Annotated in this window: 26 protein-coding genes, 11 tRNA genes and 3 rRNA genes; 31 read left to right on the plus strand and 9 right to left on the minus strand. The window is 35.1% G+C overall.

What is annotated here, in order from left to right:
- The first annotated feature begins 5 nt into the window (after window positions 1-5).
- A complete protein-coding gene (locus ACQW5G_RS06895; protein ID WP_429970735.1) occupies window positions 6-785 on the plus strand; it encodes a TIGR01457 family HAD-type hydrolase in 780 nt (259 codons plus the stop codon).
- Window positions 769-1413: a TIGR01906 family membrane protein gene (locus ACQW5G_RS06900; RefSeq protein ID WP_429971903.1), complete on the plus strand. Its 645-nt coding sequence runs from the start codon at window positions 769-771 to the stop codon at window positions 1411-1413. The genes ACQW5G_RS06895 and ACQW5G_RS06900 overlap by 17 nt, the downstream gene beginning before the upstream one ends.
- Here ACQW5G_RS06900 and ACQW5G_RS06905 read toward each other — a convergent pair.
- Complete coding sequence (locus ACQW5G_RS06905) at window positions 1410-2063, minus strand: VTT domain-containing protein (RefSeq protein ID WP_429970736.1); 654 nt, start codon at window positions 2061-2063, stop codon at window positions 1410-1412. The genes ACQW5G_RS06900 and ACQW5G_RS06905 overlap by 4 nt on opposite strands.
- A 267-nt stretch (window positions 2064-2330) precedes the next feature.
- Here ACQW5G_RS06905 and ACQW5G_RS06910 point away from each other — a divergent pair.
- The 12 genes from ACQW5G_RS06910 to ACQW5G_RS06965 all read left to right on the plus strand — a co-directional run bounded on the left by ACQW5G_RS06910 (window position 2331) and on the right by ACQW5G_RS06965 (window position 3960).
- Window positions 2331-2403: transfer RNA gene (locus ACQW5G_RS06910), tRNA-Asn, on the plus strand.
- A gap of 6 nt (window positions 2404-2409) precedes the next feature.
- Window positions 2410-2501, plus strand: a tRNA-Ser gene (locus ACQW5G_RS06915).
- A gap of 20 nt (window positions 2502-2521) precedes the next feature.
- A tRNA-Glu gene (locus tag ACQW5G_RS06920) sits at window positions 2522-2593 on the plus strand.
- 5 nt (window positions 2594-2598) lie between these two features.
- Window positions 2599-2671 (plus strand) — tRNA-Val (locus ACQW5G_RS06925).
- Between the two features lie 7 nt (window positions 2672-2678).
- A tRNA-Asp gene (locus ACQW5G_RS06930) sits at window positions 2679-2753 on the plus strand.
- A 54-nt stretch (window positions 2754-2807) separates the two neighbouring features.
- A tRNA-Phe gene (locus ACQW5G_RS06935) sits at window positions 2808-2880 on the plus strand.
- Window positions 2881-2885: 5 nt separating this feature from the next.
- Window positions 2886-2968 (plus strand) — tRNA-Tyr (locus ACQW5G_RS06940).
- Window positions 2969-2974: 6 nt separating this feature from the next.
- Window positions 2975-3045 (plus strand) — tRNA-Trp (locus ACQW5G_RS06945).
- Window positions 3046-3059: 14 nt separating this feature from the next.
- Window positions 3060-3132, plus strand: a tRNA-His gene (locus ACQW5G_RS06950).
- A gap of 55 nt (window positions 3133-3187) precedes the next feature.
- Window positions 3188-3258 (plus strand) — tRNA-Cys (locus ACQW5G_RS06955).
- 24 nt (window positions 3259-3282) lie between these two features.
- Window positions 3283-3367 (plus strand) — tRNA-Leu (locus tag ACQW5G_RS06960).
- Window positions 3368-3654: 287 nt separating this feature from the next.
- Window positions 3655-3960, plus strand: coding sequence for a GNAT family N-acetyltransferase (locus ACQW5G_RS06965; protein ID WP_429970737.1), 306 nt, complete (start codon window positions 3655-3657; stop codon window positions 3958-3960).
- Between the two features lie 79 nt (window positions 3961-4039).
- On the opposite strand, the gene ACQW5G_RS06970 is transcribed toward ACQW5G_RS06965, so the two are convergent.
- Window positions 4040-4429, minus strand: coding sequence for an Hsp20/alpha crystallin family protein (locus ACQW5G_RS06970; RefSeq protein ID WP_429970738.1), 390 nt, complete (start codon window positions 4427-4429; stop codon window positions 4040-4042).
- Window positions 4430-4898: 469 nt separating this feature from the next.
- Between ACQW5G_RS06970 and ACQW5G_RS06975 the strand changes: the two genes are divergently transcribed.
- The 4 genes from ACQW5G_RS06975 to ACQW5G_RS06990 all read left to right on the plus strand — a co-directional run bounded on the left by ACQW5G_RS06975 (window position 4899) and on the right by ACQW5G_RS06990 (window position 11206).
- A 16S ribosomal RNA gene (locus ACQW5G_RS06975) occupies window positions 4899-6476 on the plus strand.
- Between the two features lie 219 nt (window positions 6477-6695).
- Window positions 6696-9612 (plus strand): 23S ribosomal RNA (locus ACQW5G_RS06980).
- Between the two features lie 79 nt (window positions 9613-9691).
- A 5S ribosomal RNA gene (rrf, locus tag ACQW5G_RS06985) occupies window positions 9692-9808 on the plus strand.
- Together the 16S, 23S and 5S rRNA genes form the textbook arrangement of a ribosomal RNA operon.
- 252 nt (window positions 9809-10060) lie before the next feature.
- Entirely contained in the window at window positions 10061-11206 is a 1146-nt protein-coding gene (locus ACQW5G_RS06990; RefSeq protein WP_429970739.1) for an NlpC/P60 family protein, read from the plus strand.
- Window positions 11207-11296: 90 nt separating this feature from the next.
- Here the strand turns inward: ACQW5G_RS06990 and ACQW5G_RS06995 are convergent, their stop codons facing one another.
- From ACQW5G_RS06995 to ACQW5G_RS07015, 5 genes are all read right to left on the minus strand, one after another.
- The gene (locus ACQW5G_RS06995; RefSeq protein WP_429970740.1) at window positions 11297-11896 is read right to left on the minus strand and encodes a DUF3862 domain-containing protein; all 600 of its coding nucleotides are present in this window, start codon (window positions 11894-11896) and stop codon (window positions 11297-11299) included.
- Between the two features lie 183 nt (window positions 11897-12079).
- A complete protein-coding gene (locus tag ACQW5G_RS07000) occupies window positions 12080-12232 on the minus strand; it encodes a hypothetical protein (RefSeq protein WP_429970741.1) in 153 nt (50 codons plus the stop codon).
- A gap of 67 nt (window positions 12233-12299) precedes the next feature.
- A complete protein-coding gene (locus tag ACQW5G_RS07005) occupies window positions 12300-12839 on the minus strand; it encodes a metal-dependent hydrolase (RefSeq protein ID WP_429970742.1) in 540 nt (179 codons plus the stop codon).
- Between the two features lie 244 nt (window positions 12840-13083).
- A complete protein-coding gene (locus tag ACQW5G_RS07010; protein WP_429970743.1) occupies window positions 13084-14229 on the minus strand; it encodes a tyrosine-type recombinase/integrase in 1146 nt (381 codons plus the stop codon).
- 193 nt (window positions 14230-14422) lie between these two features.
- Complete coding sequence (locus ACQW5G_RS07015; RefSeq protein ID WP_429970744.1) at window positions 14423-15079, minus strand: helix-turn-helix domain-containing protein; 657 nt, start codon at window positions 15077-15079, stop codon at window positions 14423-14425.
- A gap of 181 nt (window positions 15080-15260) precedes the next feature.
- Here ACQW5G_RS07015 and ACQW5G_RS07020 point away from each other — a divergent pair, with 181 nt between their 5' ends.
- The 12 genes from ACQW5G_RS07020 to ACQW5G_RS07075 all read left to right on the plus strand — a co-directional run bounded on the left by ACQW5G_RS07020 (window position 15261) and on the right by ACQW5G_RS07075 (window position 22993).
- Window positions 15261-15467, plus strand: a complete 207-nt coding sequence (locus tag ACQW5G_RS07020) for a DNA-binding protein (RefSeq protein WP_429970745.1) — start codon at window positions 15261-15263, stop codon at window positions 15465-15467.
- Between the two features lie 13 nt (window positions 15468-15480).
- The gene (locus ACQW5G_RS07025) at window positions 15481-15762 is read left to right on the plus strand and encodes a hypothetical protein (RefSeq protein WP_429970746.1); all 282 of its coding nucleotides are present in this window, start codon (window positions 15481-15483) and stop codon (window positions 15760-15762) included.
- Window positions 15763-15859: 97 nt separating this feature from the next.
- Window positions 15860-16099, plus strand: coding sequence for a hypothetical protein (locus ACQW5G_RS07030; RefSeq protein WP_429970747.1), 240 nt, complete (start codon window positions 15860-15862; stop codon window positions 16097-16099).
- Window positions 16100-16257: 158 nt separating this feature from the next.
- On the plus strand, window positions 16258-16902 hold the full coding sequence (locus tag ACQW5G_RS07035; RefSeq protein WP_429970748.1) for a Rha family transcriptional regulator: 645 nt from the start codon (window positions 16258-16260) through the stop codon (window positions 16900-16902).
- A 15-nt stretch (window positions 16903-16917) separates the two neighbouring features.
- Complete coding sequence (locus tag ACQW5G_RS07040) at window positions 16918-17067, plus strand: hypothetical protein (protein WP_429970749.1); 150 nt, start codon at window positions 16918-16920, stop codon at window positions 17065-17067.
- A gap of 12 nt (window positions 17068-17079) precedes the next feature.
- Window positions 17080-17493 (plus strand): hypothetical protein, encoded by a 414-nt coding sequence (locus tag ACQW5G_RS07045; protein ID WP_429970750.1) that lies wholly within the window; start codon window positions 17080-17082, stop codon window positions 17491-17493.
- 342 nt (window positions 17494-17835) lie between these two features.
- Window positions 17836-18090 carry a hypothetical protein gene (locus ACQW5G_RS07050; protein WP_429970751.1) on the plus strand — a complete coding sequence of 85 codons (255 nt, stop codon included), beginning with the start codon at window positions 17836-17838 and terminating at the stop codon, window positions 18088-18090.
- Window positions 18083-18838: a bifunctional DNA primase/polymerase gene (locus ACQW5G_RS07055; RefSeq protein ID WP_429970752.1), complete on the plus strand. Its 756-nt coding sequence runs from the start codon at window positions 18083-18085 to the stop codon at window positions 18836-18838. Before ACQW5G_RS07050 ends, ACQW5G_RS07055 begins: the two co-directional genes overlap by 8 nt.
- Complete coding sequence (locus ACQW5G_RS07060) at window positions 18831-20447, plus strand: DNA primase family protein (RefSeq protein WP_429970753.1); 1617 nt, start codon at window positions 18831-18833, stop codon at window positions 20445-20447. Before ACQW5G_RS07055 ends, ACQW5G_RS07060 begins: the two co-directional genes overlap by 8 nt.
- Before the next feature lie 927 nt (window positions 20448-21374).
- The gene (locus tag ACQW5G_RS07065; RefSeq protein WP_429970754.1) at window positions 21375-21833 is read left to right on the plus strand and encodes a hypothetical protein; all 459 of its coding nucleotides are present in this window, start codon (window positions 21375-21377) and stop codon (window positions 21831-21833) included.
- 102 nt (window positions 21834-21935) lie between these two features.
- Window positions 21936-22355: an ArpU family phage packaging/lysis transcriptional regulator gene (locus tag ACQW5G_RS07070; protein WP_429970755.1), complete on the plus strand. Its 420-nt coding sequence runs from the start codon at window positions 21936-21938 to the stop codon at window positions 22353-22355.
- 125 nt (window positions 22356-22480) lie between these two features.
- Window positions 22481-22993, plus strand: a complete 513-nt coding sequence (locus ACQW5G_RS07075) for a GNAT family N-acetyltransferase (RefSeq protein ID WP_429970756.1) — start codon at window positions 22481-22483, stop codon at window positions 22991-22993.
- 252 nt (window positions 22994-23245) lie between these two features.
- Here the strand turns inward: ACQW5G_RS07075 and ACQW5G_RS07080 are convergent, their stop codons facing one another.
- Window positions 23246-23599 carry a MerR family transcriptional regulator gene (locus ACQW5G_RS07080; protein WP_429970757.1) on the minus strand — a complete coding sequence of 118 codons (354 nt, stop codon included), beginning with the start codon at window positions 23597-23599 and terminating at the stop codon, window positions 23246-23248.
- Window positions 23600-23677: 78 nt separating this feature from the next.
- Here ACQW5G_RS07080 and ACQW5G_RS07085 point away from each other — a divergent pair, with 78 nt between their 5' ends.
- Window positions 23678-24427, plus strand: coding sequence for an SDR family oxidoreductase (locus ACQW5G_RS07085; RefSeq protein ID WP_429970758.1), 750 nt, complete (start codon window positions 23678-23680; stop codon window positions 24425-24427).
- 31 nt (window positions 24428-24458) lie between these two features.
- Here ACQW5G_RS07085 and ACQW5G_RS07090 read toward each other — a convergent pair whose 3' ends face one another.
- Window positions 24459-24992 (minus strand): sugar O-acetyltransferase, encoded by a 534-nt coding sequence (locus tag ACQW5G_RS07090; protein WP_429970759.1) that lies wholly within the window; start codon window positions 24990-24992, stop codon window positions 24459-24461.
- Window positions 24993-25001: the final 9 nt, after the last annotated feature.

Consider the following 25001-nt stretch of genomic DNA (forward strand, 5'->3'; position numbering starts at 1 on the left):
GATTAATGAAGAAATATAAAGGATATTTAATTGACCTTGATGGGACAATTTACCAGGGAAAAATTAAAATTCCCGCTGCCAAACGATTTGTAGAAAGATTACAAAAGAAGGGCATTCCGTTTCTTTTTGTAACGAATAACACCACCAAGAAACCAGCTGATGTAGTTAATAATTTATCTGATAATCACGATATTTTTGTTAATGAAGCTAATGTTTATACTTCAGGCCAAGCTACGGCTGAATATTTAAGCAATGACGCGCATAATCATGATTTAGCTAAAACAGCTTATGTGATTGGTGAAAAGGGATTAAAACAGCTTTTAACTGAGGATGGATTTGATTTATATTCATCTGAACCAAACTATGTAGTGGTTGCGCTAGATCGTGATTTAACCTACCAAAAATTAGCGCAAGCGGTTCTTTATGTTAATGCAGGCGTAAAATTTATTGGAACGAATGCCGACACTTTAATTCCCAGTGAACAAGGGATGATTCCAAGTGCTGGAGCTATTATTGATTCCGTACGATATGCGACCCATACTGATCCATTTATTATTGGAAAACCAAGTGATTTAATCGTTAATAATGCGGTTAAATTAATGGGATTGAAGAAAAACGAAGTTGTCATGGTTGGTGATAATTACGATACTGACATTGCGGCTGGTATGAAAGCTGGAGTAGACACCTTATTAGTTTATTCTGGGGTTTCTAAACGCGATGAAATTGCTAAATTAGCTAAACAACCAACTAGTGAGATTGATAATTTTGATGAATGGATTTTATAACAAACGCGACTATGTGCTTTTAACGATGATTGTATTATTTACGATTACGTTGAGCACTTTTTTCGTAATTAACGCTAATTTTATTTATTGGCTGGTAATTAAATATTTAAATTTGAATATTAAATATCATGTATCTACGCAGCTCTTAATGCATAATTTACATGTTATGGTAACGTTTATTCAGAATCCGTTGGTAAACGCAATGCATTTGTGGCATTATAAGCTATCTAACGGGGCATATGAGCATTTTACGGATGTTCGTAAATTAGTAATGCTGGACTATCTAATTTTGGCTCTAAGTGGGTTTTATTTGCTAATTTGTGCTTATCATAAAACCATGCAAACTCATTTGTGGAAATTAACTGATTATTTAAAACGAGTAATGTTAGTAATCGGCTTGTTAATGTTTATTTGTCTGATTGATTTTTATGATGTTTTTATTTATCTTCATCGTATGATATTTCCTAATCACAATTGGGTTTTTAGTCCAAAAAAAGATCCGATAATTGAAGTATTACCGGATCAGTATTTTTTGAGTTGTTTTGTAGTTTGGTTTGGATTAGTATTTTTGCTTTTAATCAGTTTTTATTTAGCTGGAAAATGGCAAATAAAAAAGAAGGAGCATTAAGCTTCTTCTTTTTTTGCGCTAAAGTGACTCTTTAAAACACCAATTACGGCAGGTAAAAGAGAGATGATTACAATTGAAATTACCACGATTGAGAAATGTTCCTGAACAAAGGGGATGTTTCCAAAGAAATAACCACCACCACAGCAAAGGGCAACCCATGAAATACAGGCAGCTAAGTTATACTTAATAAATTTGCTGTAACTATAATCACTACTTGCAGCTACGAATGGGGCAAATGTTCTAACGATTGGCATAAAGCGAGCTAAGAAAATTGCAATTGCACCATATTTATCGAAGAATGCACGGGCATGATCGAAATCTTTTTGTTTAATAAACTTACTAAGAAAACGATTTTCTGTGATTGCCATCCCAACTTTCTTACCAATGAAGAAATTCAAAGAATCCCCAAGGACTGAAGCTAGTAAGAATAGTAAGATAAAAATCCAAATGCTTAATCCATATTTCGGGTTAGCAGATAAGGCTGCTGCAGCAAATAGAAGAGAATCACCAGGAAGAAATGGTAGGATGACAGCACCAGTTTCTACGAAAATGATTAAGAATAAGAAGAGATAAGTCCAATCACCAAAAGTGTTAACAATGGTAATTAGATGCTTATCGACGTGTAAAACAAAGTCAATTAATGTACTCATATTAGCTATAAATCTCCATTCATAATTTGTATCTACTATATTTTAGCAGACAATTGAATAGTTAGTTCTAAAAATTAGATAAATTTAATTTAAAAAAGTTGTTGACGTGAAAGGGCATTCTTGATAATATTATTTATGCCGGTGAGGGAGTGAAACAAAACGCTTTCACATCAAATATTAATTTCAAATTAGTACTTGACGTTTTATCCCTCATCATGTTATTCTTATGTAGTTGTCTGTTAGAGATAACAAACATTAAGTTGTTATTCCGACATAGCTCAGTTGGTAGAGCACCTGACTGTTAATCAGGTTGTCGACGGTTCGAGCCCGCCTGTCGGAGTATTATGGAGAGTTGTCCGAGCTGGCCGAAGGAGCATCATTGGAAATGATGTAAACGGATGAACGTCTGTTTCGAGGGTTCGAATCCCTCACTCTCCGTAAGAAATTATTATTGTTATGACCCGCTGGTCAAGTGGTTAAGACACTGCCCTTTCACGGCAGTAACATGGGTTCGAATCCCGTGCGGGTCATTTTTGGAAGATTAGCTCAGCTGGGAGAGCACCTGCCTTACAAGCAGGGGGTCACAGGTTCGATCCCTGTATCTTCCATTAGTTTGGTCCGTTGGTCCAGTTGGTTCAAGACGCCTGCCTGTCACGCAGGAGATCACGAGTTCGAGTCTCGTACGGACCGTTGTTGCAGGTTATGCAACTATAATTGAATAAACAGCATAAACATAAATGGTATGGCTCTGTAGCTCAGTTGGTAGAGCAACGGATTGAAGCTCCGTGTGTCGGCAGTTCGATTCTGTCCAGCGCCATTTATGGAGGGGTAGCGAAGTCTGGCTAAACGCGGCGGACTGTAAATCCGCTCCTTCGGGTTCGGTGGTTCGAATCCACTCCCCTCCATTTAATAGGGATGTAGTATAACGGTAGTACCTCGGTCTCCAAAACCGCTAGTGCGGGTTCGATTCCTGTCATCCCTGTTTATGATGTTATGGCGGTAGTGGTGAAGTGGTTAACACATCGGTTTGTGGTACCGACACGCGTGGGTTCGATTCCCATCTACCGCCCTTTTGATTGTCTTGCTTTATTGCAAGAAGAGGGCAATTGGTTTAAATGATTTATGGCGGTATAGCCAAGTGGTAAGGCAGAGGTCTGCAAAACCTTTATCGTCGGTTCAAATCCGACTACCGCCTTAGTATTGTCACAATCAAGCTCTTGCCGAGATGGCGGAATTGGCAGACGCGCTGGACTCAAAATCCAGTGATCATTGCGATCGTGCGGGTTCGACCCCCGCTCTCGGCATAAAAAAGCTTTGTATGGTTCTGTATGAACGTGAAAACGTTGATATAGAGCCATTTTTGTTTGTGGGAGTTCATACGGGAATTTTTGATTGCACATAAAAATAACGTCATTATCCAATTTAGGGTAGTGACGTTATTTTTTATATTTTATTTAGTATTTTTTCTATTTCATCATTCGCACGGTTTTTGTATTCATCTATCAAATATGAATATTTTTTTGTAGCTCATCATATATTCTAGTTACTTTTCTATATTGTAAAATTGGCATATAATTATCTCGAATTTAATTTGTGGAATATCTATGGAGAATATACTATGAAATTTGAATTTAGACCTGGAAAGTTTTATATAGAAGAAAATAATGAAACCGTTGCAGAAATCATTTATACAGTAGGGTATAACTTGATCTCAATTAATCATACTTTTGTTAGTCCAAATTATAGAAATCAAGGATTAGCTGGCAAACTAATGTTACAAGTAATTAATTACGCACAGGAAAAACAGTTTTTGATTAATCCAGTTTGTTCGTTTGCCAAAAATTTTTTTAAAAAGAATCCACAGTACGATTATCTATTACAAAACAATTTTAATTAATATAGTAGAAATAGGAAAACAAAAAAGGATAAAACATTGTTAAAAATGCTTTATCCCTTTTTATTATTTGAAATTATTTTTAGTTGATTTCGATATGGTTATCATTACCTTCATCTTTGTCTGCTTTAGGAAGGTTAATGCTTAAAATTCCGCCATTATAGTTAGCAGTAATTTCAGAAATGTTAACATCAGGAAGATAGAATGAACGAGCTACACTACTACTGTTGATTTCTTGACTAATGATAGTACCTTCGTCGTTAGATTGATCTTTTTGTAGATCATGAACAGCATTAACGTTTAGAGTATCGTTGTCATAACTAAGATGAATTCCATCTTTTCTAAAACCAGGAAGTTCAACATCGACTTCATAAGCTTTACCATTATCACGTACATTGGCTTTCATATTGTTTCTACCAAGTAATTCATCAAAGATGCCATTACCAAAACCATTAAATAATTCGTTATTCATAATATTACCTCCAAAAATTTTTGTTTAAATAAGTGTAGTTACTTATTTGTGATTATAATAACACTGTTGTATTTAATAGTCTTTATCCATGCTCACTGATTAATTAAGTTAGTAATTAGCTATGATTAAGGCAAAAATAAAAAAGTTTGACTTTTTTTGACCAAACTGTTGACATGCGGGTTTAAGGGGTATATAGTTAATATTGTTGAAAAGGGAATGACCTGATTTGATGATTTTAATTGAGTTTAAAAATCATTGATCAAAATGTTTGACCTTTCTTGACCAATATGTTATATTAATAAAGTACCAGTTGAGGTACTTGTCAGTATGATCTTTGAAAACTGAATAAGATTTTGATTACAATAATAAAGTGTAAGGATAACTTTTGAACTTAGTTCAAGAGTTAAACAATTGCAATGTCAATTTGCTAATAAATATAAATTAATTTGAGCTAGTAAAGTTCTCATTATAAAATGAGAGTTTGATCCTGGCTCAGGACGAACGTTGGCGGCGTGCCTAATACATGCAAGTCGAACGAAGTCGCCTAATTGAAATGAGATGCTTGCATCGATTTGATTTTAGATCCGACTGAGTGGCGAACTGGTGAGTAACACGTGGGTAACCTGCCCAGAAGAAGGGGATAACACCTGGAAACAGATGCTAATACCGTATAACAACAAGAACCGCATGGTTCTTGTTTGAAAGCTGGCCTTTGTGCTAGTGCTTCTGGATGGACCCGCGGCGTATTAGCTAGTTGGTGAGATAATAGCTCACCAAGGCGATGATACGTAGCAGACCTGAGAGGGTAATCTGCCACAATGGGACTGAGACACGGCCCATACTCCTACGGGAGGCAGCAGTAGGGAATCTTCCACAATGGACGAAAGTCTGATGGAGCAACGCCGCGTGAGTGAAGAAGGGTTTCGGCTCGTAAAACTCTGTTGTTAGAGAAGAACGGCTGTGAGAGTAACTGCTCACAGCGTGACGGTATCTAACCAGAAAGTCACGGCTAACTACGTGCCAGCAGCCGCGGTAATACGTAGGTGGCAAACGTTGTCCGGATTTATTGGGCGTAAAGGGAGCGCAGGCGGTTTATTAAGTCTGATGTGAAAGCCTTCGGCTTAACCGAAGAAGTGCATCGGAAACTGATAAACTTGAGTGCAGAAAAGGATAGTGGAACTTCATGTGTAGCGGTGAAATGCGTAGATATATGAAGGAACACCAGTGGCGAAGGCGGCTATCTGGTCTGTAACTGACGCTGAGGCTCGAAAGCATGGGTAGCAAACAGGATTAGATACCCTGGTAGTCCATGCCGTAAACGATGAATGCTAGGTGTTGGGAGGTTTCCGCCTCTCAGTGCCGGAGCTAACGCATTAAGCATTCCGCCTGGGGAGTACGACCGCAAGGTTGAAACTCAAAGGAATTGACGGGGACCCGCACAAGCGGTGGAGCATGTGGTTTAATTCGATGCTACGCGAAGAACCTTACCAGGACTTGACATCTTCTGCCAATCTAAGAGATTAGACGTTCCCTTCGGGGACAGAATGACAGGTGGTGCATGGTTGTCGTCAGCTCGTGTCGTGAGATGTTGGGTTAAGTCCCGCAACGAGCGCAACCCTTGTCTTTAGTTGCCAGCATTAAGTTGGGCACTCTAGAGAGACTGCCGGTGATAAACCGGAGGAAGGTGGGGACGACGTCAAATCATCATGCCCCTTATGTCCTGGGCTACACACGTGCTACAATGGACGATACAACGAGTTGCGAAACCGCGAGGTCAAGCTAATCTCTTAAAGTCGTTCTCAGTTCGGATTGCAGGCTGCAACTCGCCTGCATGAAGTTGGAATCGCTAGTAATCGTGGATCAGCATGCCACGGTGAATACGTTCCCGGGTCTTGTACACACCGCCCGTCACACCATGAGAGTTTGTAACACCCAAAGTCGGTTGGATAACCTTTTTAGGAGTCCGCCGCCTAAGGTGGGACAGATGATTAGGGTGAAGTCGTAACAAGGTAGCCGTAGGAGAACCTGCGGCTGGATCACCTCCTTTCTAAGGAATAATTCGGAACCTTACATGATCTAAATCTTATTCAGTTTTGAGAGATTTTACTCTCAGAACTTTGTTCTTTGAAAACTAGATAATATTATTTTCTGTAATAATTATATTTTTATATAATTGAACCGAGAAATAACCATTGTGTTATTTTTGAGTTTTTAATTAGTTTTAATCGCTAAAACTCAATATAATTTATAATCCCATAGGATTATAGGTTAAGTTAATAAGGGCGCATGGTGAATGCCTTGGTACTAGGAGCCGATGAAGGACGCAACTAACTGCGATAAGCTTCGGGGAGCTGTACGTAAGCTTTGATCCGGAGATTTCCGAATGAGGAAACTCGGCCAGTGTAATGACTGGTCATTGCATAGTGAATACATAGCTATGCAAAGGTAGACGAGGGGAACTGAAACATCTAAGTACCCTCAGGAATATAAAGAAATTTCGATTCCCTAAGTAGCGGCGAGCGAACGGGGAACAGCCCAAACCGAACCCTTGTGGTTCGGGGTTGTAGGACTGAACATTTGAGTTACAAAAGTATTTGATAATTGAATTAGTTGGGAAACTAAGCCAAAGAGAGTGATAGCCTCGTAAATGAAATCAAATACCCTCAGTTCAGGATCCTGAGTACGGCGACACACGTGAAACGTCGTCGGAATCCGGGAGGACCATCTCCCAAGGCTAAATACTTCCTAGTGACCGATAGTGAACCAGTACCGTGAGGGAAAGGTGAAAAGCACCCCGGAAGGGGAGTGAAATAGTTCCTGCAACCATGTGCCTACAAGCAGTCAGAGTCCGTTAATGGATGATGGCGTGCCTTTTGTAGAATGAACCGGCGAGTTACAGTTGCATGCAAGGTTAAGCCGAAAAAGCGGAGCCGTAGCGAAAGCGAGTCTTAATAGGGCGTCTTAGTATGTTGCCGTAGACCCGAAACCAGGTGATCTACCCATGTCCAGGATGAAAGTGCGGTAATACGCACCGGAGGTCCGAACCCGTGTACGTTGAAAAGTGCTGGGATGAGGTGTGGGTAGCGGTGAAATTCCAAACGAACTTGGAGATAGCTGGTTCTCTCCGAAATAGCTTTAGGGCTAGCCTTGGATTTAGAATCATGGAGGTAGAGCAACTGTTTGAGCAAGGGGTCCATCTAGGATTACTGAGTTCAGATAAACTCCGAATACCATTGATTTATGTCCAGGAGTCAGACGATGAGTGATAAGATCCATCGTCGAAAGGGGAACAGCCCAGACCGTCAGTTAAGGTCCCTAAATATATGCTAAGTGGAAAAGGAAGTGGAGTTGCCTAGACAACTAGGATGTTGGCTCAGAAGCAGCCACCATTTAAAGAGTGCGTAATAGCTCACTAGTCGAGTGATTCTGCGCCGAAAATTTACCGGGGCTAAGCATATTACCAAAACTACGGACGCAACTTAGGTTGCGTGATAGGAGAGCGTTCTAAGGGCAATGAAGGTAGACCGTAAGGACTACTGGAGCGCTTAGAAGTGAGAATGCCGGTATGAGTAGCGAAAGATCAGTGAGAATCTGATCCACCGTATGACTAAGGTTTCCTGGGGAAGGCTCGTCCACCCAGGGTTAGTCGGGACCTAAGCCGAGGCTGAGAAGCGTAGGCGATGGATAACAGGTTGAGATTCCTGTACTAGTTAATTATGTTTGAACAACGGAGGGACGCAGTAGGCTAAGATATGCGCACGGTTGGATATGTGCGTTTAAATTGTAAGTCAGTTTGAGAGTCAAATGCTTTCAAGCGAGTTGACAAGCAATGATGAGGATCGAAATTTAAGTAGAGAAATATCTGATGTCACACTGCCGAGAAAAGCTTCTAGTTAGTAATTAATTACCCGTACCGCAAACCGACACAGGTAGTCGAGGAGAGTATCCTCAGGTGAGCGAGAGAACTATTGTTAAGGAACTCGGCAAAATGACCCCGTAACTTCGGAAGAAGGGGTGCTGACCGCAAGGTCAGCCGCAGTGAAAAGACTCAAACGACTGTTTATCAAAAACACAGGTTTATGCAAAATCGTAAGATGAAGTATATGGGCTGACGCCTGCCCGGTGCTGGAAGGTTAAGTGGAAGTGTTAGCTTTGGCAAAGCACTGAAATGAAGCCCCAGTAAACGGCGGCCGTAACTATAACGGTCCTAAGGTAGCGAAATTCCTTGTCGGGTAAGTTCCGACCCGCACGAAAGGCGTAACGATTTGAGTACTGTCTCAACAATAGACTCGGTGAAATTAAGATACCTGTGAAGAAGCAGGTTACCCGCGACAGGACGGAAAGACCCCATGGAGCTTTACTGTAGCTTGATATTGGGTGTTTACATAACTTGTACAGGATAGGTAGGAGCCATAGAAGCCGGGACGCTAGTCTCGGTAGAGGCGTTAGTGGGATACTACCCTTGTTATGTGAACACTCTAACCCTGCGCACTGATCGTGCGCGGAGACAGTGTCTGGTTGGCAGTTTGACTGGGGCGGTCGCCTCCTAAATAGTAACGGAGGCGCTCAAAGGTTTGCTTAGAATGGTTGGAAATCATTCCTAAAGTGTAAAGGCAAAAGCAAGCTTGACTGCGAGACATACAGGTCGAGCAGGGACGAAAGTCGGACTTAGTGATCCGGTGGTACCATATGGAAGGGCCATCGCTCAACGGATAAAAGCTACCCTGGGGATAACAGGCTTATCTCCCCCAAGAGTTCACATCGACGGGGAGGTTTGGCACCTCGATGTCGGCTCATCGCATCCTGGAGCTGTAGTTGGTTCCAAGGGTTGGGCTGTTCGCCCATTAAAGCGGTACGCGAGCTGGGTTCAGAACGTCGTGAGACAGTTCGGTCCCTATCCGTCGCGGGCGCAGGAAATTTGAGAGGAGCTGTCCCTAGTACGAGAGGACCGGGATGGACATACCGCTGGTGTATCAGTTGCGCCGCCAGGCGCATTGCTGAGTAGCTATGTATGGATGAGATAAACGCTGAAAGCATCTAAGTGTGAAACTCGCCTCAAGATGAGATTTCCCATTCCTATATGGAAGTAAGACCCCTGAAAGATGATCAGGTAGATAGGTTAGAAGTGGAAGCACAGTGATGTGTGAAGCGGACTAATACTAATCGGTCGAGGACTTAACCAAGAAAAATAAATAATAGAATGGTAATCGGAAGAAAATAATATTGTCTAGTTTTGAGAGAGCAAAGCTCTTAAAAAAATAGTGTGATGGTAATAGCCTGAAGGATACACCTGTTCCCATGCCGAACACAGAAGTTAAGCTTCAGCACGCCAAAAGTAGTTGGGGGATCGCCCCCTGCGAGGATAGGACATCGTCACGCAACCTAAAAAAGTTCAGTAATAGATTTAATCTATTACTGAACTTTTTTTTATTATATTAGATAATTTTTTGTACTTTATTTTAGGTTCAAAGGTAATTTTTTATTAATATTTCATCACGATTACAAGTATATTAAAATTTTTTGTAATTTATAGTTTCTTAACTTTTACTTGATAACATTTAATTGAAAATCATAGATAAACTTTGATTTTTAATTTTTAAATAGTGAAAAGGAGAAAAGAGGAACAAAAAAATGGATATTGAATTACATAAAAATGGTAAAAAAGTATTAATTTCAGGAGCCATAACAGTTGCTATGTCAGGGGGATTATTCTTATTAAATACTAATAATGCTAACGCTGATGTTGTATCAAATGCAGCAACACAATTAAATACCCCATATAGTTATGGTGGTACTAGTTCTGATGGAATTGATTGTTCTGCACTTGTGCAACAAGCATTTGCCCAAGATGGAATTTCTATTCCTAGAACTTCTGGTGAACAATATGCTATGAGTACCCATATTCCAGCAAGCGAAGCTCAATACGGTGATCTAGTTTTCTTTGGTCCTGATGGATCAACTCATGTAGGTATTTATACTGGTAGTGGTCAAATGATTAGTGCCGAAACTTCTGGAGTTACATATGATTCAGTAGCTGCATTGGAATCTACTTTAGGTTCTGCATTATACGGAAGAATTGAAGGAACTAATAGTTCTGCAACAAACACAACTAATAGCTCACAAGATACATCTGACACAAGCTCAACTGTTGATAATACAACTACTAATTCAACAACAGATACAAATGCTAGTGATTCTAATAATGTAGCAGCAAATACAAGTAATCCTACGCAAAATGTTGATAATTTTAATGTAGCTCCTAAGAATTACAATAATGTAGTTAATAACTTTGTAGCAGATGTAAATGATGCTATGCAAAAAGATAATACTGCAACAACTATAAATAGCGCTCAACAAAGTACTAATAATACGAATGAAGCTTCAAATACAACCAATCCTACAGTTGATAATGCATCAACAAATGTAAATGATGGTTCACAAATTACTGGGAATACCACTGCATCTTCCCAAACTAATACTACTAATGGGGTAGCAGCAAGCAATACAAATAATGATTTACAAAGTTCAAATACTAGTAATGGGGTTAATAACGGTGGGGTAAGTAATACTCAAAACGCAAATCCATCTACTAATAATTTACAGAATTTAAATTCTGTAAATCCATTTAATTCAAATGAAAAATCAGATAGTAGCAATAAAAGTAACTCATTACCTAATACTGGGGCTAAAAAGAATAATTTATTAACTGCAGTAGGTTTGATGTTAATTTCATTAGTATCATTTGTAATCGTTAAAATTCGTAAATTTGGATTCTAATTATGATTTATTAGACCAAGATTGGTTATCAGTTGATTAAAAAAAGACAATAATAACAACTTTAATAGTTGCCATTATTGTCTTTTTTGATTAGTTTAGATGTGTTTCAGTAGTACTCATTAATGCGTCATTCATAAATGTAAATGATGTGGCATTTCCAGAAGTGCTAGTAACATATTGAATCATTACAGAATTTTGTCCAGCAATGGAAGTATATGCTTCGGTTGTTGGTTGACCTAACTTATCAATAACATCTTTGTAACTTGCTCCGTTTTGAATTGAAGCAACTTTGGTTTTATCTAATGGTTTTATTTTAGCAAGCGAAGGATTAGTGTATCCTTTACCAATAACTTTTCCGTTTGCAACAGTTACGCTAATTGTTCCTACGTTAAATGATGAAGAAACTTTTGACCAGCCTAGTAACTCTGCTTCAGTTCCATTCGTATTAGTTTTTGATGATGTTGATGGTTTACCTAAATCTTTAACAACATTATCACGATCTTCTCCCATTTGAATTTTGTCATAACTTGCCTTAGTAACACCACTTTGAGAAGATGATGTATCTTTTGATGAACTATCTTTGTTACTACCAGTTGTAGCAGCATAAATTCCAAAAGCTAAAACTAGAATTAAAATCCAGAACCAGATGCGCTTGTAAAACTTTTTCTTGGGCTTTGTGTCTTGTGACATAATGTCCTCCTAAAATAATATAAGTTCAGCTTTTAAAGTCATCAGTGCCTGGACTAAATTTTTCATATAAGTATCTAAACATTTTAGATACTTAGTTATTATAACAGGAATTAATTAATATAAATATGCACAAAAAAGACGACACTATCCAATTAATGAATAGCATCGTCTTTTATTTTATAGTTAGTCGTTATACGTTTGAGTACGGGGATTATTATCAATGTTTTGAATTTCTTTAACCGCAATTTCAAACATAGTGTAAGTTTCAACGGGAGTCTTATCAGATAAATCTTGATTCTTTAACCATTCTAATGCAACAGTTTCAATTGTATTCATAATATTGCCACCTTTCTTTCAACTTGATTATATCAAAGTTGAGGTTAAATAATGTTGATATGTACTTTTAGTTTAAATATAATAGATAAGCGTTTTTTAGTGAAACAACTAATAATACCCAAAATAAAACATACATTGATTGTTCGGTAAATCCACCAACTTTATAATGAATTAAACGTTTATGTTTAATTGAATGATGTGATCCAAAGGGGTACCAGATATCTACTTTATTATTAGAATAACTATCTTCAATAATGTGAATGAGAATTCCGATTGAAACCCCAAAGACGGCCACAGAAATTAAAAAGTGATGCGGTTCTAATAACAAACTGATGCCCATAAATAAAAAAACATTCCAGATGGTATGTGTAAATCCACGATGTTTAACATTAATGAAAAAATGATTGTAAATAAAACCAAAAATAGGGGTTTTATTTAATTCACTATTTCTAGAATCAACATCAGGAAGTAAGCTACCTAATCCAACTGATGCAAATAATAACGTTGTAATTACAATAGGCACAGTTGCATGGTTAGTTTGAGAATAATAATTTACGGCTGTTAAGGCAATTGCCTCAGATGATACTAAATGTGTTTTTCCTAACATTATTTCTGCCCATTTTCAATCTGTTCAATAGTTACCACTACTTATATTATATGACGTAAATTAATATTTTGTGAAATTTTTTAAATAAATAAAAACCTACAATCTATGAAAGTAGGTTTTTAATATTAAATTGGGCATACGGGGTTCATACCAGTAAACTATAAAACCCTTGCTATGCTTAGTGTCGTAGCTTTTGCATACTATAATTTTAAAAAGTGAATGCCATTTTGAATGCCATTTCGTTCTATTTATCTAAATAATCAACAAATTTGTTAATCGTTTCAGCATTTTGCTTTTGTGTTACGTGGGTGTATATATTTAATGTTGTTTGAGCATTTGAATGACCTAAACGTTCTTGAACTTGTTTGATTGATACACCAGCAGCAAACAAGGCACTAGCGTGTGAATGTCTTAAACCGTGTACTTTAATATGAGGTAAGCCAGTGGCTTTTATAATGGTATTTAGCCATTTGCCAGTAGTTGCTAACGTGTGATGATTGTTTTTAGTATTATTAAATACTAATTGGCTCTTCTTGTTTGTATTAAAGCCCAGCATTAAACCTAGTCTACGTTGATCCATCCGCCAGCGTTTTAAATACATCATAGTTGTATTATCCATATCTAAAGTACGATAACTGTTTTTGGTCTTTGGCGGTTGCACTTTTACACCATTGAACACCTTAGCTAGTGTTTTGTTAATTCTTATTGTGTTATTGTTAAAATCGATATCATCCCAAGTTAGGGCTAACATTTCGCCTTTACGTATTCCAGAGTAGGCTAATACTCTGAACATAGTATATACTTGTGGCTTTTTATCATAATCAAGATAATTAAAAAATATGTTTAATTGTTCTTTATCCCAGAATTTAAACCCATCGTTTTCAACTTTTTCTGGTTTCTTTGGTAATTCTATTAATTTAGCTACATTACGTTGAACATAGCCAGCCCTTACGGCATAATCTAATACACATGAAGTATAGTTATACCACTTAACGAAGTTACTGGGTGCTAGTTTAACCCAACTGTTAACAATTCTTTGAATTTGAGCAATAGTTATGGTGTTTACTCGTTTATTACCAAAGGCTGGCAAAATATGATTTTTAAACATTCCACTAACTGTAACTAGGGTGCTTTCTCTACTACGGTTTTTATATCCTATCCACCAAGCCTCTTCGCATTCTTTAAATGTAATGTGTTGAGGCTTTTTTATTTTGCCATGAATAAAATCATTCTTAGCTTTAACGACAGCATTTGATGCTTGCCGTTTGGTTCTAAAACCCCGAAGAGTAGTAGTCTTCTTCATTCCAGTTTGTGGATCTATGCCCAGATATGCTTGTACTTTGTAGAATTCTTTACCATTCTTATCTTTATATTTAATATAACTTGCCATTGTTTTAATATCTCCCATCTGCCGTTTGGGGAATGACTATGTATGTAAGATTTATAAATTGTGTGGCGGAGTTATAAAAAAGCGGTAACTGATAACAGAATAGCTACAAATGCTGATATATCAACGTTACTGGGTGTTACTGTCGTAATTATTTTAGTAACTGGGGACTAAAAGAGTAACTAGATTATTTATATTAAAATTCTGGATTTATTGTATTTATAGTATCTTCAATATCTCTTAAAGTTTCGTTTAATTCTTTGCTTTGTTTATCCGAAATATTAATATTTTTTTCAATCTTTTTAGTTAAATTATCATTAATACCTTGTAGTAAATTTTCCATATGTACATATAGCATATATACATCATTACTTAAAAATGGATCATCGCTATTACTAGCTTTAAAAAGGTTGCGGAACAATTGCAAGAACCAATATATTAATCCAGATTGTTCTTCTGTTAACTGTTCTATATTTTCTGATGAAAAAATTATATTTATCATTTCTTCGATTTTTTTATTTTCCGCAATTGTTCCAGCATCCATAAAATTACGTTGTTCATTATCTTTTCTTGCTAATGCTTCTAATATAGTTGTTCCTTTTTTTAATTTAATTTTATTATTATTTGTTAAACCATTTATCAAATAATCGACTGAAACATTACCTAATTCTGCAATAGATTTTAAACGTTTTGCATTTGGTACATTAATACCATTTTCCCAACGTGAAACATTACTAGATTTTGCTATTGGTACAACTTTATCAGCAAATTGTGGTTGATCTAGCCCAAGTTGTAGACGAATAGCTTTAATTCGATTACCTAATTCATTTTTTTCTTTCTGTGTTAATTTCATCTATTTTAACCACCTTTAAAAAGAATTATATCATCAATTTATGATAATTACGTAAAATTACGTTAAATGTTGCAAAATAATATTAAACAATATAAAATAAAGTAAATTACGTATAGCTACGTTTTTTTATTTATTCTTTAATTACGTATAGCTACGTTTTTTATAAAAAAGGAGTGAAAGCATGACGATTAAACCAGTACCAGCAAATGAGTTGCCAGAATACATGAATTATATGGAAACATGCCAATTCTTGAATTTAGGAAGTTACAACCTACTTTATAAGTTCATTAAAAATGGTTTGCCAGTAACGATTGTTGGCGGAGCTAAGCGAGTGAGCAAGACAGATGCTCGTAAGTTTATGGAAAGCCACGCAGTAGTTCAGAAATAGGGAAGTGAAGACAATGGAATTAGAGCAATCACAGTTAAGCATTCTGTTAAATGCGAATGATATGGCAAATATCCGTTCACAAGTCTATTTAATGATGAAGTCAGCAATTACTAAGGTTGAGCAAGATGCGGGGTTAAGTAGTCCGTGGATACGGGGAAAGGCAAAATGTCGTAAATACTTAGACGGTATCAGTCAAAGCAAATTTGACGAGCTGAACATTCCTAGCCATGACGTAAGGGGCGTTACTTGCTACAACAAAGAAGAAGTAGACAGATACATTAAAGATAATTTTTAGATATTAAAAAAGTCCGTTTGGGGAAATGGCAAAAATAAAAACAGGTCGTTTTAAAAGACCTGTTACACATATTGATTAATAAGGGAGTTCATCCGCTATGAATTTAGATGATAAGAAGAAACTACGAAAGCTATTTCGTAAGGGTATGAGTAAAAAAGGTATGACCATAGAAGATGTAGCAATTACTACTGGAATTAATGAGGACGTTGTTAGAAGAGCTGTAAGAGCTGAAAGCAATGATGTATCGATAGATGAGTTCTGTACCGTTGCTATCTTGCTATTTAGAGATGAAACGGACTTATTGCAAGGTTTCGAGGGAATTAATACACTGATCTAATTAGTAATCTTCTTTTTTAAAAGGAAGATTAGAACAATCTGACTAACTGTGATTTAAAATCGCACCTAGAAAAATATTTTTAGCTTTTAAAAAGGAGAAACTAACAATCGAGGTGTCTCACTGCTTTTTAAAAAAGAAATGAGAAAGGAACAAGCACAATGGAAGAATTAGTTAAGTTGAGTGATAAAAGTATTAATGGTGTGCCATACACTACGGCGGATGTTTTAGCTGATTATGTTGGCTTAGAACATAGATCAGTTAATAGATTGATTAGTAATAATATTGATGGCTTAGAGTTCTTTGGGGTTTTGCGATTTGAAATCGCTAAAGTCCCTAATGGTCGACCTAGAAAAATATGGATATTAAATGAACAGCAATCAACATATTTAATAACTTTGTTTAAAAATAACAAGAAAATCAAGAAATTAAAAAGAATACTAGTACATGAATTTTATGTATTGAAGAATCAGCAGACACAACGTCAGATGATACATGATTTCAGTAAAGAAATTAGTAATCAGTTCAACAAAGCCATTAAGGACAACGTGGCTGACACAAAGTCTTATGACTACTCAAACTTTAATCGATTGGTATATAAAACTGCCATTGGTATGGGTACATCCACACTAAAGAAACTTAGACAGATACCAAGTAACACAGAAATCACTACGTTTTTAACTATTGATGAATTTAAGGCGGTCAATCGAGTAAAAGCCAAGGTGGTTACGTTACTTTACCAAGGGTTGAACTATCAAGAAATTAAAAACAACTTAAATAATGCAAAGATGACTATTACCGCATAAAAGGAGCGTGTGAGTATGACACAAGATGTATTAATTAATTGGTTATTTTTGTTACTAGCGATATCAACTACGCCATATGTAATTAGATTTATGAATTGGTATGATAACCGACAATCTGAAAAAGAAACGAGACAAAATAAACGACGTGGAAATCACTTTATTTAGAAAGGTAAGAGTATGAATGTAACTATTATAGATAAATTGAAGTCAAGTAAAGCTTTATACACTAATGCAGATGAATTAGGTAAGATTTTCGGACTTAAACATAGTTTAATTAATCAAGTGATCAGACGGCACAAGCAAGAACTAGAAAGCGTTAGCAGAGAACAGCTACATCATCGACCAATTGGCAGATATAAAAAAGTTTACTTATTGAACCGTCAACAATTATTAATGACACTTGTTTTTATGCAATCTAATAATCGGGTTAGTGCTGTGGCTACTGAAATCATCCGCATCATTTGCAAAAGTCCGAACACTATCAGAGATGAAGAAACAGCAAAGATTAATAGGCAGTTAAGAAAAGCTATCAGAGCTAACGACACGAGCGATGAACTAGATTACAACAAAATACTACGAACTCGCATATAAGCTCGGTACAGGTCGAAACTGTAAGCAATTAAGAGACATTTTAGCAATTCCAAACGGTAAGACGATCACAGATTTTTTATCAGATGAATTAGTTGAACGTGTGAATAAAGCCAAATTAGAAATCATCGACCAATTAAGACAAGGTAAGCACTTTAATAATATTGTCTTAACTTTGATGACAAAATAATTAGAACGGATGACTAAGATTGATAAAAGAGCATAAAAAATAGACTACATAACCTTGGCGAGTTGTAGTCTATTACTAAGTAAAATGATTGGATTTACTGCATTTATTGCTCTTTTATTATATCAAATTTATATAAAAATAGGGAGATTTAAACCATGACTAAGAGCAAAAATGTAAAAATCAGCAATATTTTAAAAGATAATAATGATTTAGGGTTAGAAATCGATAAAATGCACAGTATTTTAAATATTGTTATTAATCAACTTGTTAATAAATTAGGAAATGATGACCTATACGATGAAATCAATCTATTAAAATTGCTACATCAATTGTCTTTAAATATGGATAGCCTTAGTGTGACTCTTGGCGTAGATATTCAAGAACTGTTAGGGGTTGATGTAGTTGATTAATGAATTAGTCGAACATGGTTTTGAAGTATACCCAGTTAACGGGAAGAAGCCACTGACAGAACACGGCTATAAGTCAGCAAGTTCAAAACCTACTCAGCTTTGGCAGTGGGAGAGTACTTTTCCTAATTGTAATTGGGCAATTAGGCTGGATAGTCAAAGACTAATAGTGATTGATGTAGATAATCATGGTAATAATGACGGCAACCAATCTATTAAAGACAATTTAACAACTGAACAAATTGAATTTTTAAGCAGTTCAATATATGAGAAGACACCAAACAATGGCTATCATTTCTTTTTTAGATTGCCCGACGACTTGTACACCAGAGAATTAAAAGCAACTTACCAACCATTTACAGGCGTTGAGATTAAAACACAGTGTATCAACCTATATGACGACATCCGCAATGGTTCGTTACTTGATGTTGCTATTGCTCCTGATTGGGTTACTGATCTAATGAAAAATGAGCCTAAAAAGCAGTATGAGAATATTAAAGATAGTCGACCTAAGATGATAAAGAGTTATTGGGTCAAATCATTAAGCGAATTAATGCAAGGAACAACCGAAGGCAACCGCAACAATTGGTTAACGAGCGTGTGTGGTACATGGTTACGTAGTGGATTAGATGCCAATTCAGTATATAAATTATTGCAATTTGCCAATATGAATATGACAAAGCCGTTGGCAGAAAAAGAAGTAAGACAAATATTTAACTCGATTTACAAAACGGAGGCTCGCAATGGATAAATTAAAAAACTTATCAGACGATGAACAAGGTAAAGAAATAATTAAAAAAGAAATTGAAGCCAAACAAAAAGAAACCTTTGAAATTCAGCATAAGAAAGGTTTCAAGTCGTATAAAGAGTTATATGAATGTTTAGAAGCGGATGTACAAATATTTAAAGAAACTAGAGCCGACAAGCAAAATCAGAACACCGCCAATAAACAAGGTAAAACATTATCAGAGCTTAACGAAGCTGACGTTAAGCAGTCTAAAGATATTAAGTTATCTACTATTGATATTGTAACAGTAATTGAACGCCACATATACTTTTGTTTGTTTAGTAGTGAAGAAACGGCAAGAGTTGCATTTTATGACCCTATTAATGGTATTTATTGTTACAATTTTTTACAATTACGGGCAATCCTTCGTGTAATTTCGCCAATGATGACAGACGGACAATGTTATTCAGTGATCTCATTGCTAACTACTAACGCTTATCGTCGCGGAATTAAAAAGATTGATGATAGTAAAAATTTAATTGCGGTAGATAATGGAATTTATGACACTGAACAAAATAAGTTATTGCCATTCAGTCACAATCATTACATTAAAAGCAAAATCTACACAAAATACAACCCCGAAGCCAAAGCACCTAATATTAATGGCTGGAATGTAGAAGATTGGTTTAATGAGTTGGCTTGTGGCGATGAGCAAATAGTACACGCATTCTGGCAAGTTATTCGTGATGTTGTTAATGCTAATTACACCCACAGGACAGCCATATTTTTAAAAGGCAATATACATGGAAACAATGGAAAAGGAACATTTCAATCATTATTACAAAACTTAGTAGGAGAAGGGAATTACTCAACATTAAAATTAATGCAATTTGCGGGAGAGTTCTCGCTATCTACTGCGGTTGATAAGGCCTTATTAATTGGCGATGACAACCCTAAAACGATAGCTATTAAAGATAATAGTAATTTCAATAGTGTAGTGAGTGGCGATAGTATTTTAGTGAACCCAAAAGGCGTGCCAGCTTATCCGTATATCTTTACTTGTTCAGTAGTTCAATCATTTAATGAACTGCCTTATTTTTCAAATACTGGTGGTCTGGCTAGACGTTTGTTGATAATTCCATTTAATGCAACATTTACAAGTAACGGGAATAACAAAGATAACTGGAAGATTAAAGACGATTACATTAAAAGACCCGAAGTATTGGAATACATTCTAAAAAAAGCGTTAGAAATGCCTGAATTTACTAATTTTGATGTTCCAGACGTTTCAAGAGATGCAAAGGAAGAATACTCGGCAGAACTAGATCCAACGGGGGTATTTATTAAAGAATTTTTTAACAAAGATAATTTTGATATTATTCCAACAAAGTGGGTTTACTATGCTTATAAGAAATGGCGACAGGAGAATGGCTTTTCTGAACGTAATAACTTGACAGCAATCAAACTAAATAAACGAATTAGAAGCATGTTTCATAGTTTAGAAGTCAAAAATAAGCGGATGACTTACAATGATGTAGAGAAAATTAAGAATATCCCAATTAAAACAGAGTTCAGTTTTGGGCTAGAATTGCCAAAAGAAAAGGAACAGTACAAATGCTTTGTATGGATATAGTTAAATTCTGTTACACTTTTGGGTATCTGATACCATAATAAATACATTGGTAACGCCCAGTAACGTTGATATAAAAACGTTTGTGGCAATTATGTAACTAGTTACCGCTTTTTCATAACTCCGCCACACAAAAAGTAAAAAAGATAATTAACCGTCAATTTGGTTGATTATTCTTTTTATTTATCAATAGTAGCCAAGAAAGTAATTAAGATAGTGAACAAGCTAGCGACGCAACAGTGAACAAGTTTGTCACAAGCCACAAGCGCTTTTGATACGTATGGCGAAAATCAGCACACGGTGCGGATGCCTTTATATCAACACTTATTGTCACTTTCATATATAGTAAAGTGCCAAATTGGCTCACATAATAAATAAGATTGACTAGGATAACGTCAATAAAAAAGAAAATTGAAGAAGAAAGAGTGCTGTAGAAAAATAGCACCCACCATTAAATAATTCTTTATCAAGATCAGTTGTTAACATTATCAAATTTTCTAAGTCAATCTAATGAACTTAAAGACATCCGCTATTGTTTTATTAAATAGATTATCGTTAATAATTAAAAACAGGTTATTTGAAATCACTTGTTTTTACAAAACAAAACCAGTAGTTAAGAACATCAATTAATAATTATCACTATTAATTACTAGCCAAATATAGTTTTAAGGTTGTGGAATTCATAGAACTCTGATTTATAGATTAAATAATTAAATGGATCACTGCATTTATATATAAGTTTGAAGGAATTTAATAGTACCCGTTATTTTATAATACAAACATCTGTTCTCATTTGCTATAATTAATATATAAGATATCTACCCAACCATGATTACAATAATCTAAAAAATACAGGCTATTGTTTGGTTTGCAATAGTAACAAGGCACATCTGAATTAATCGGGTGTGCTTTTTTAGTGGGAGTGATCGAATGAATTCTAAACTTAAAAAGAAAGTAACTAAAATACTTAATTACTATGTGAAGATTAATGACCGTATCAAAGTAATTCATAAAATCATAGATGATAACAATGTACGTGATAGTGAACTAGACGAGAATTTAAGCAGTTGCCTAATTGAAACAGTACAGAAACAACGCAGAGAATACCACAATCATTTAAGAGCAGAACTAGCTAAGCTACTTGTAGAAAGTGAAACTATTAAAGCTGTATTAGATACTATGAAACAATCGGAGCATAAGGCAGTTAATCGGCAATATAGCTTATTAATTAATCAGTTTGTTAAAAATTTAGATGATGATAGCAATAGAGTTGATTTAAACATTGGAAGTAGTCAATTTTACAGAATTAAAGCGGATGCCTTTATAACCTTTGCTAATTTATATGAAAATGGCTTAATTCTTAATCAGTATCAAGAGATGATGAAGTAAATGTGTAGTTATAGTTATATTCAAGATAATTAAAATATCTCAAAACGTCTTATATGGCTAAATAATATTTAATCGATATCATCCGCATAAGGAGTGCTTAGTATGTTTGATTTATTAGATGACTTTAAAGAAATTGACGAGAGCAAGACTAAAAGCAACGTTAGACGATATCTAAACCATAACTTTCAAAGGCTAATAGATCGGTGTGGAATATCTGCCAATCAATTACAATCTCCTAAGTTTTCTGATGTGCCTTTTAGTAAGAGTGTTAGTAATCATTCAGAAGATAACGTTATTAGATTAATGGAATATAGAGAATTGCTACAATATTTAATTACAGCAATGAAGACTGGAACAGATCACAGTATTTTATTTGATTTTTATGTATTGCATTATAGCGATATTAAAATTATGCAAGAGTTACATATAAGTAACTCAACTTACTACAGTCAAAAGAATAAAGAACTGCTGTCATTTGCTGACAAGATTATAACTGTGGCAGATTTGAACATTTACAAATGATTAAAAATATATTTAGTAGATGATATAATTTAATAAGCTTTCATGTATCGGTGCTAATAGTTCACTGTACGAAATAGTGCTGTGAGTTTTTTTGATAATTTTAAAATTGATATTAAGGAGAATTTATGATGATTAGAAGTGTAGAAAATAAAGATTATAAATCTATTGATAAAGTAATCTATGAAGCATTTTTAAATAGTGAACATGGTTATAATAATGAGAATGACTTAGTTCATAATTTGCGTAAGGAAGAAGATTATAATAATTATTTTGAGATTGTTGCCGAAAATTATAATAATGATATTGTAGGGCATGCAATGTTAAGCACAATTAATATTAGTGATCACTTAGGTATGGCTTTAGCACCAATTAGTGTAATGCCTGATTATCAAAATAATGGAATTGGTAGTTTATTGATGAACGAAATAGAACAAAGGGCAACAAAAAAAGATGTTCAATTTATAAGTATTTTGGGAGATCCAAATTATTATGGTAGATTTGGTTACTTGTCAGCAAGTAAATATAGAATATCTGCACCATTTGAAGTAGAAGATAAATATTTTATGATTAAACCACTTTTTGAAAATGGTTTAAAAAATGTAACTGGAACAGTTGAGTATAACCAATCATTTAATTAAAATTTTAAAGTATTCTCACGGCTTATAATTAAGCCGTGAGTTTTTTATTTGTAATGAATATATGACCATATCCACTAATGATGTTAAAGTAATGCCATTACTTAAGAAAAAAGACTACGTAAATAGTATTTACGTAGTCTTTTTAGTTTAAATGTATTTAATTTACCTTATGTTAAAGAATTTTTATTTTTTATAATATTGTAATGATAATAATATTTGAATTGTATTTAAAAGTAGCCACAATTAAATGTTTTAGTTAATTTTATTCTCATCATATAATTTTATTTTATGTTCCAACCTTTTAATTGTATTTTGAATTTCTTTATCCTGATTTTGAAGTTTGGTTAATTCATTAACTAAAATTTGACGTCGTTGCTGCTTAGATTTAATTCCCTGTGGAAATAATTTAGTATATTCCACTAGGTCTTTTACTGGCAATTTAACTTTGCGCATACAAGTAATAAATTCAATCCAGTTTAAATCAACTTGCTGATAATCACGTTTACCACCAGTTCTTTTAACTGGAGGGATTAATCCCATCTTTTCGTAATATCTTAAAGCTACTGGGGTGACATTGAACTTTGCTGCTACTTCAGAAATTTTCATATAGAACGCTTCTTTCTTGACTTAATGTTTAGGTTAAGTATTACAGTTTAAGTAAACAAAAACAAAGGAGTTAATTTTATGAGTTCAATTAAAGATAAAGTTGTCGTAATTACAGGGGCTTCATCAGGTATGGGTGCTGCTACTGCTAAATTAGCTAATAAAGAAGGCGCCAAAGTTGTAATTGGTTCACGTAATCATGATAAATTAAGCAAAATAGCTAGTGAAGTTGATAATCCAGATAATTTAGTTTACCAAATTACTGATGTTGAACAAGTCAGTGATGTACAAGCTTTAGTAAAGTTAGCCTTAGATACATTTGGAAGACTAGATGTAATGTATAACAACGCTGGTATTATGCCACAAGGTGCTGTAGAAGATGTTAAGAAATTGCCTGAATGGCAAGCAATTTTAAATACTAACATTATGGGTGTCCTAAACGGAATTGCAGCTGCCGTCCCAGTTATGAAGAAACAAGGTAAAGGTTTAATTATGGCTACTGATTCAGTTGCTGGCCATGTAGTTTATCCATATTCAGCTGTTTACAACGGTTCGAAATATGCTGTAAGAGCAATTATGGAAGGATTAAGACAAGAACAACATAATAATGGCATTAAAACTGGTATTGTTTCTCCAGGCGCTGTTTCTACTAATCTTTTCTCAACTGTTCATGATGACAAGATTGAAAAACAAATGTTATCAGCTAATGAAACTAAGAATGGTTCATTAACACCAGAAAATATTGCAGAATTGGCAGTATTTATGATGAGTCAACCTGAAAATGTTGATATTAACGAAATTATGGTTAGACCTACTGGTCAAAATATTTAAATAAATTCATATTATAAAGGCAGAGCAGTTATTATTGCCCTGCCTTTATAATAGGTTTGGCCGGATTACCAACTACAATTGTATTGTCAGGTACATCTTTAGTAACAACAGAGCCAGCACCAACAATGGCATTTTTACCAATGGTTACCCCAGGCAATATAACTGAATTGGCACCTATCCAAGTATTCCTTTTTAAGTGGACAGCTTTTAATATTAAATTGTGACGTTTATTTGGCTCTTCCATATGATTAACTGATACCAAGGTTACATTGGGGGCAATGAGAACATTATCATCAATATAAATACCACCCAGATCAACAAACATAGCATTTCTATTAATGAAAATATTCTTTTTTAGGTGTGTATTCCTACCAAAATCGGTATTAAAAGGAGGATTAATAGTTAAATTATTGAGGTCAGAACCAAAGATTTTAGTTAAGATTTTATCTCTTTTATCAGGATTAGTTTCACTGTTAAATTTTATTAATAGAGTGTTATTTTCCGCAACAATTTTATTAACCAATTCATATTTAGATGATCCCCATAAGATAGTTCTGGCTTGCATTGCTTATTT

The sequence above is a fragment of the Fructilactobacillus sp. Tb1 genome, assembly GCF_050500285.1.
In the GTDB taxonomy this organism is placed as follows: Bacteria; Bacillota; Bacilli; order Lactobacillales; family Lactobacillaceae; genus Fructilactobacillus.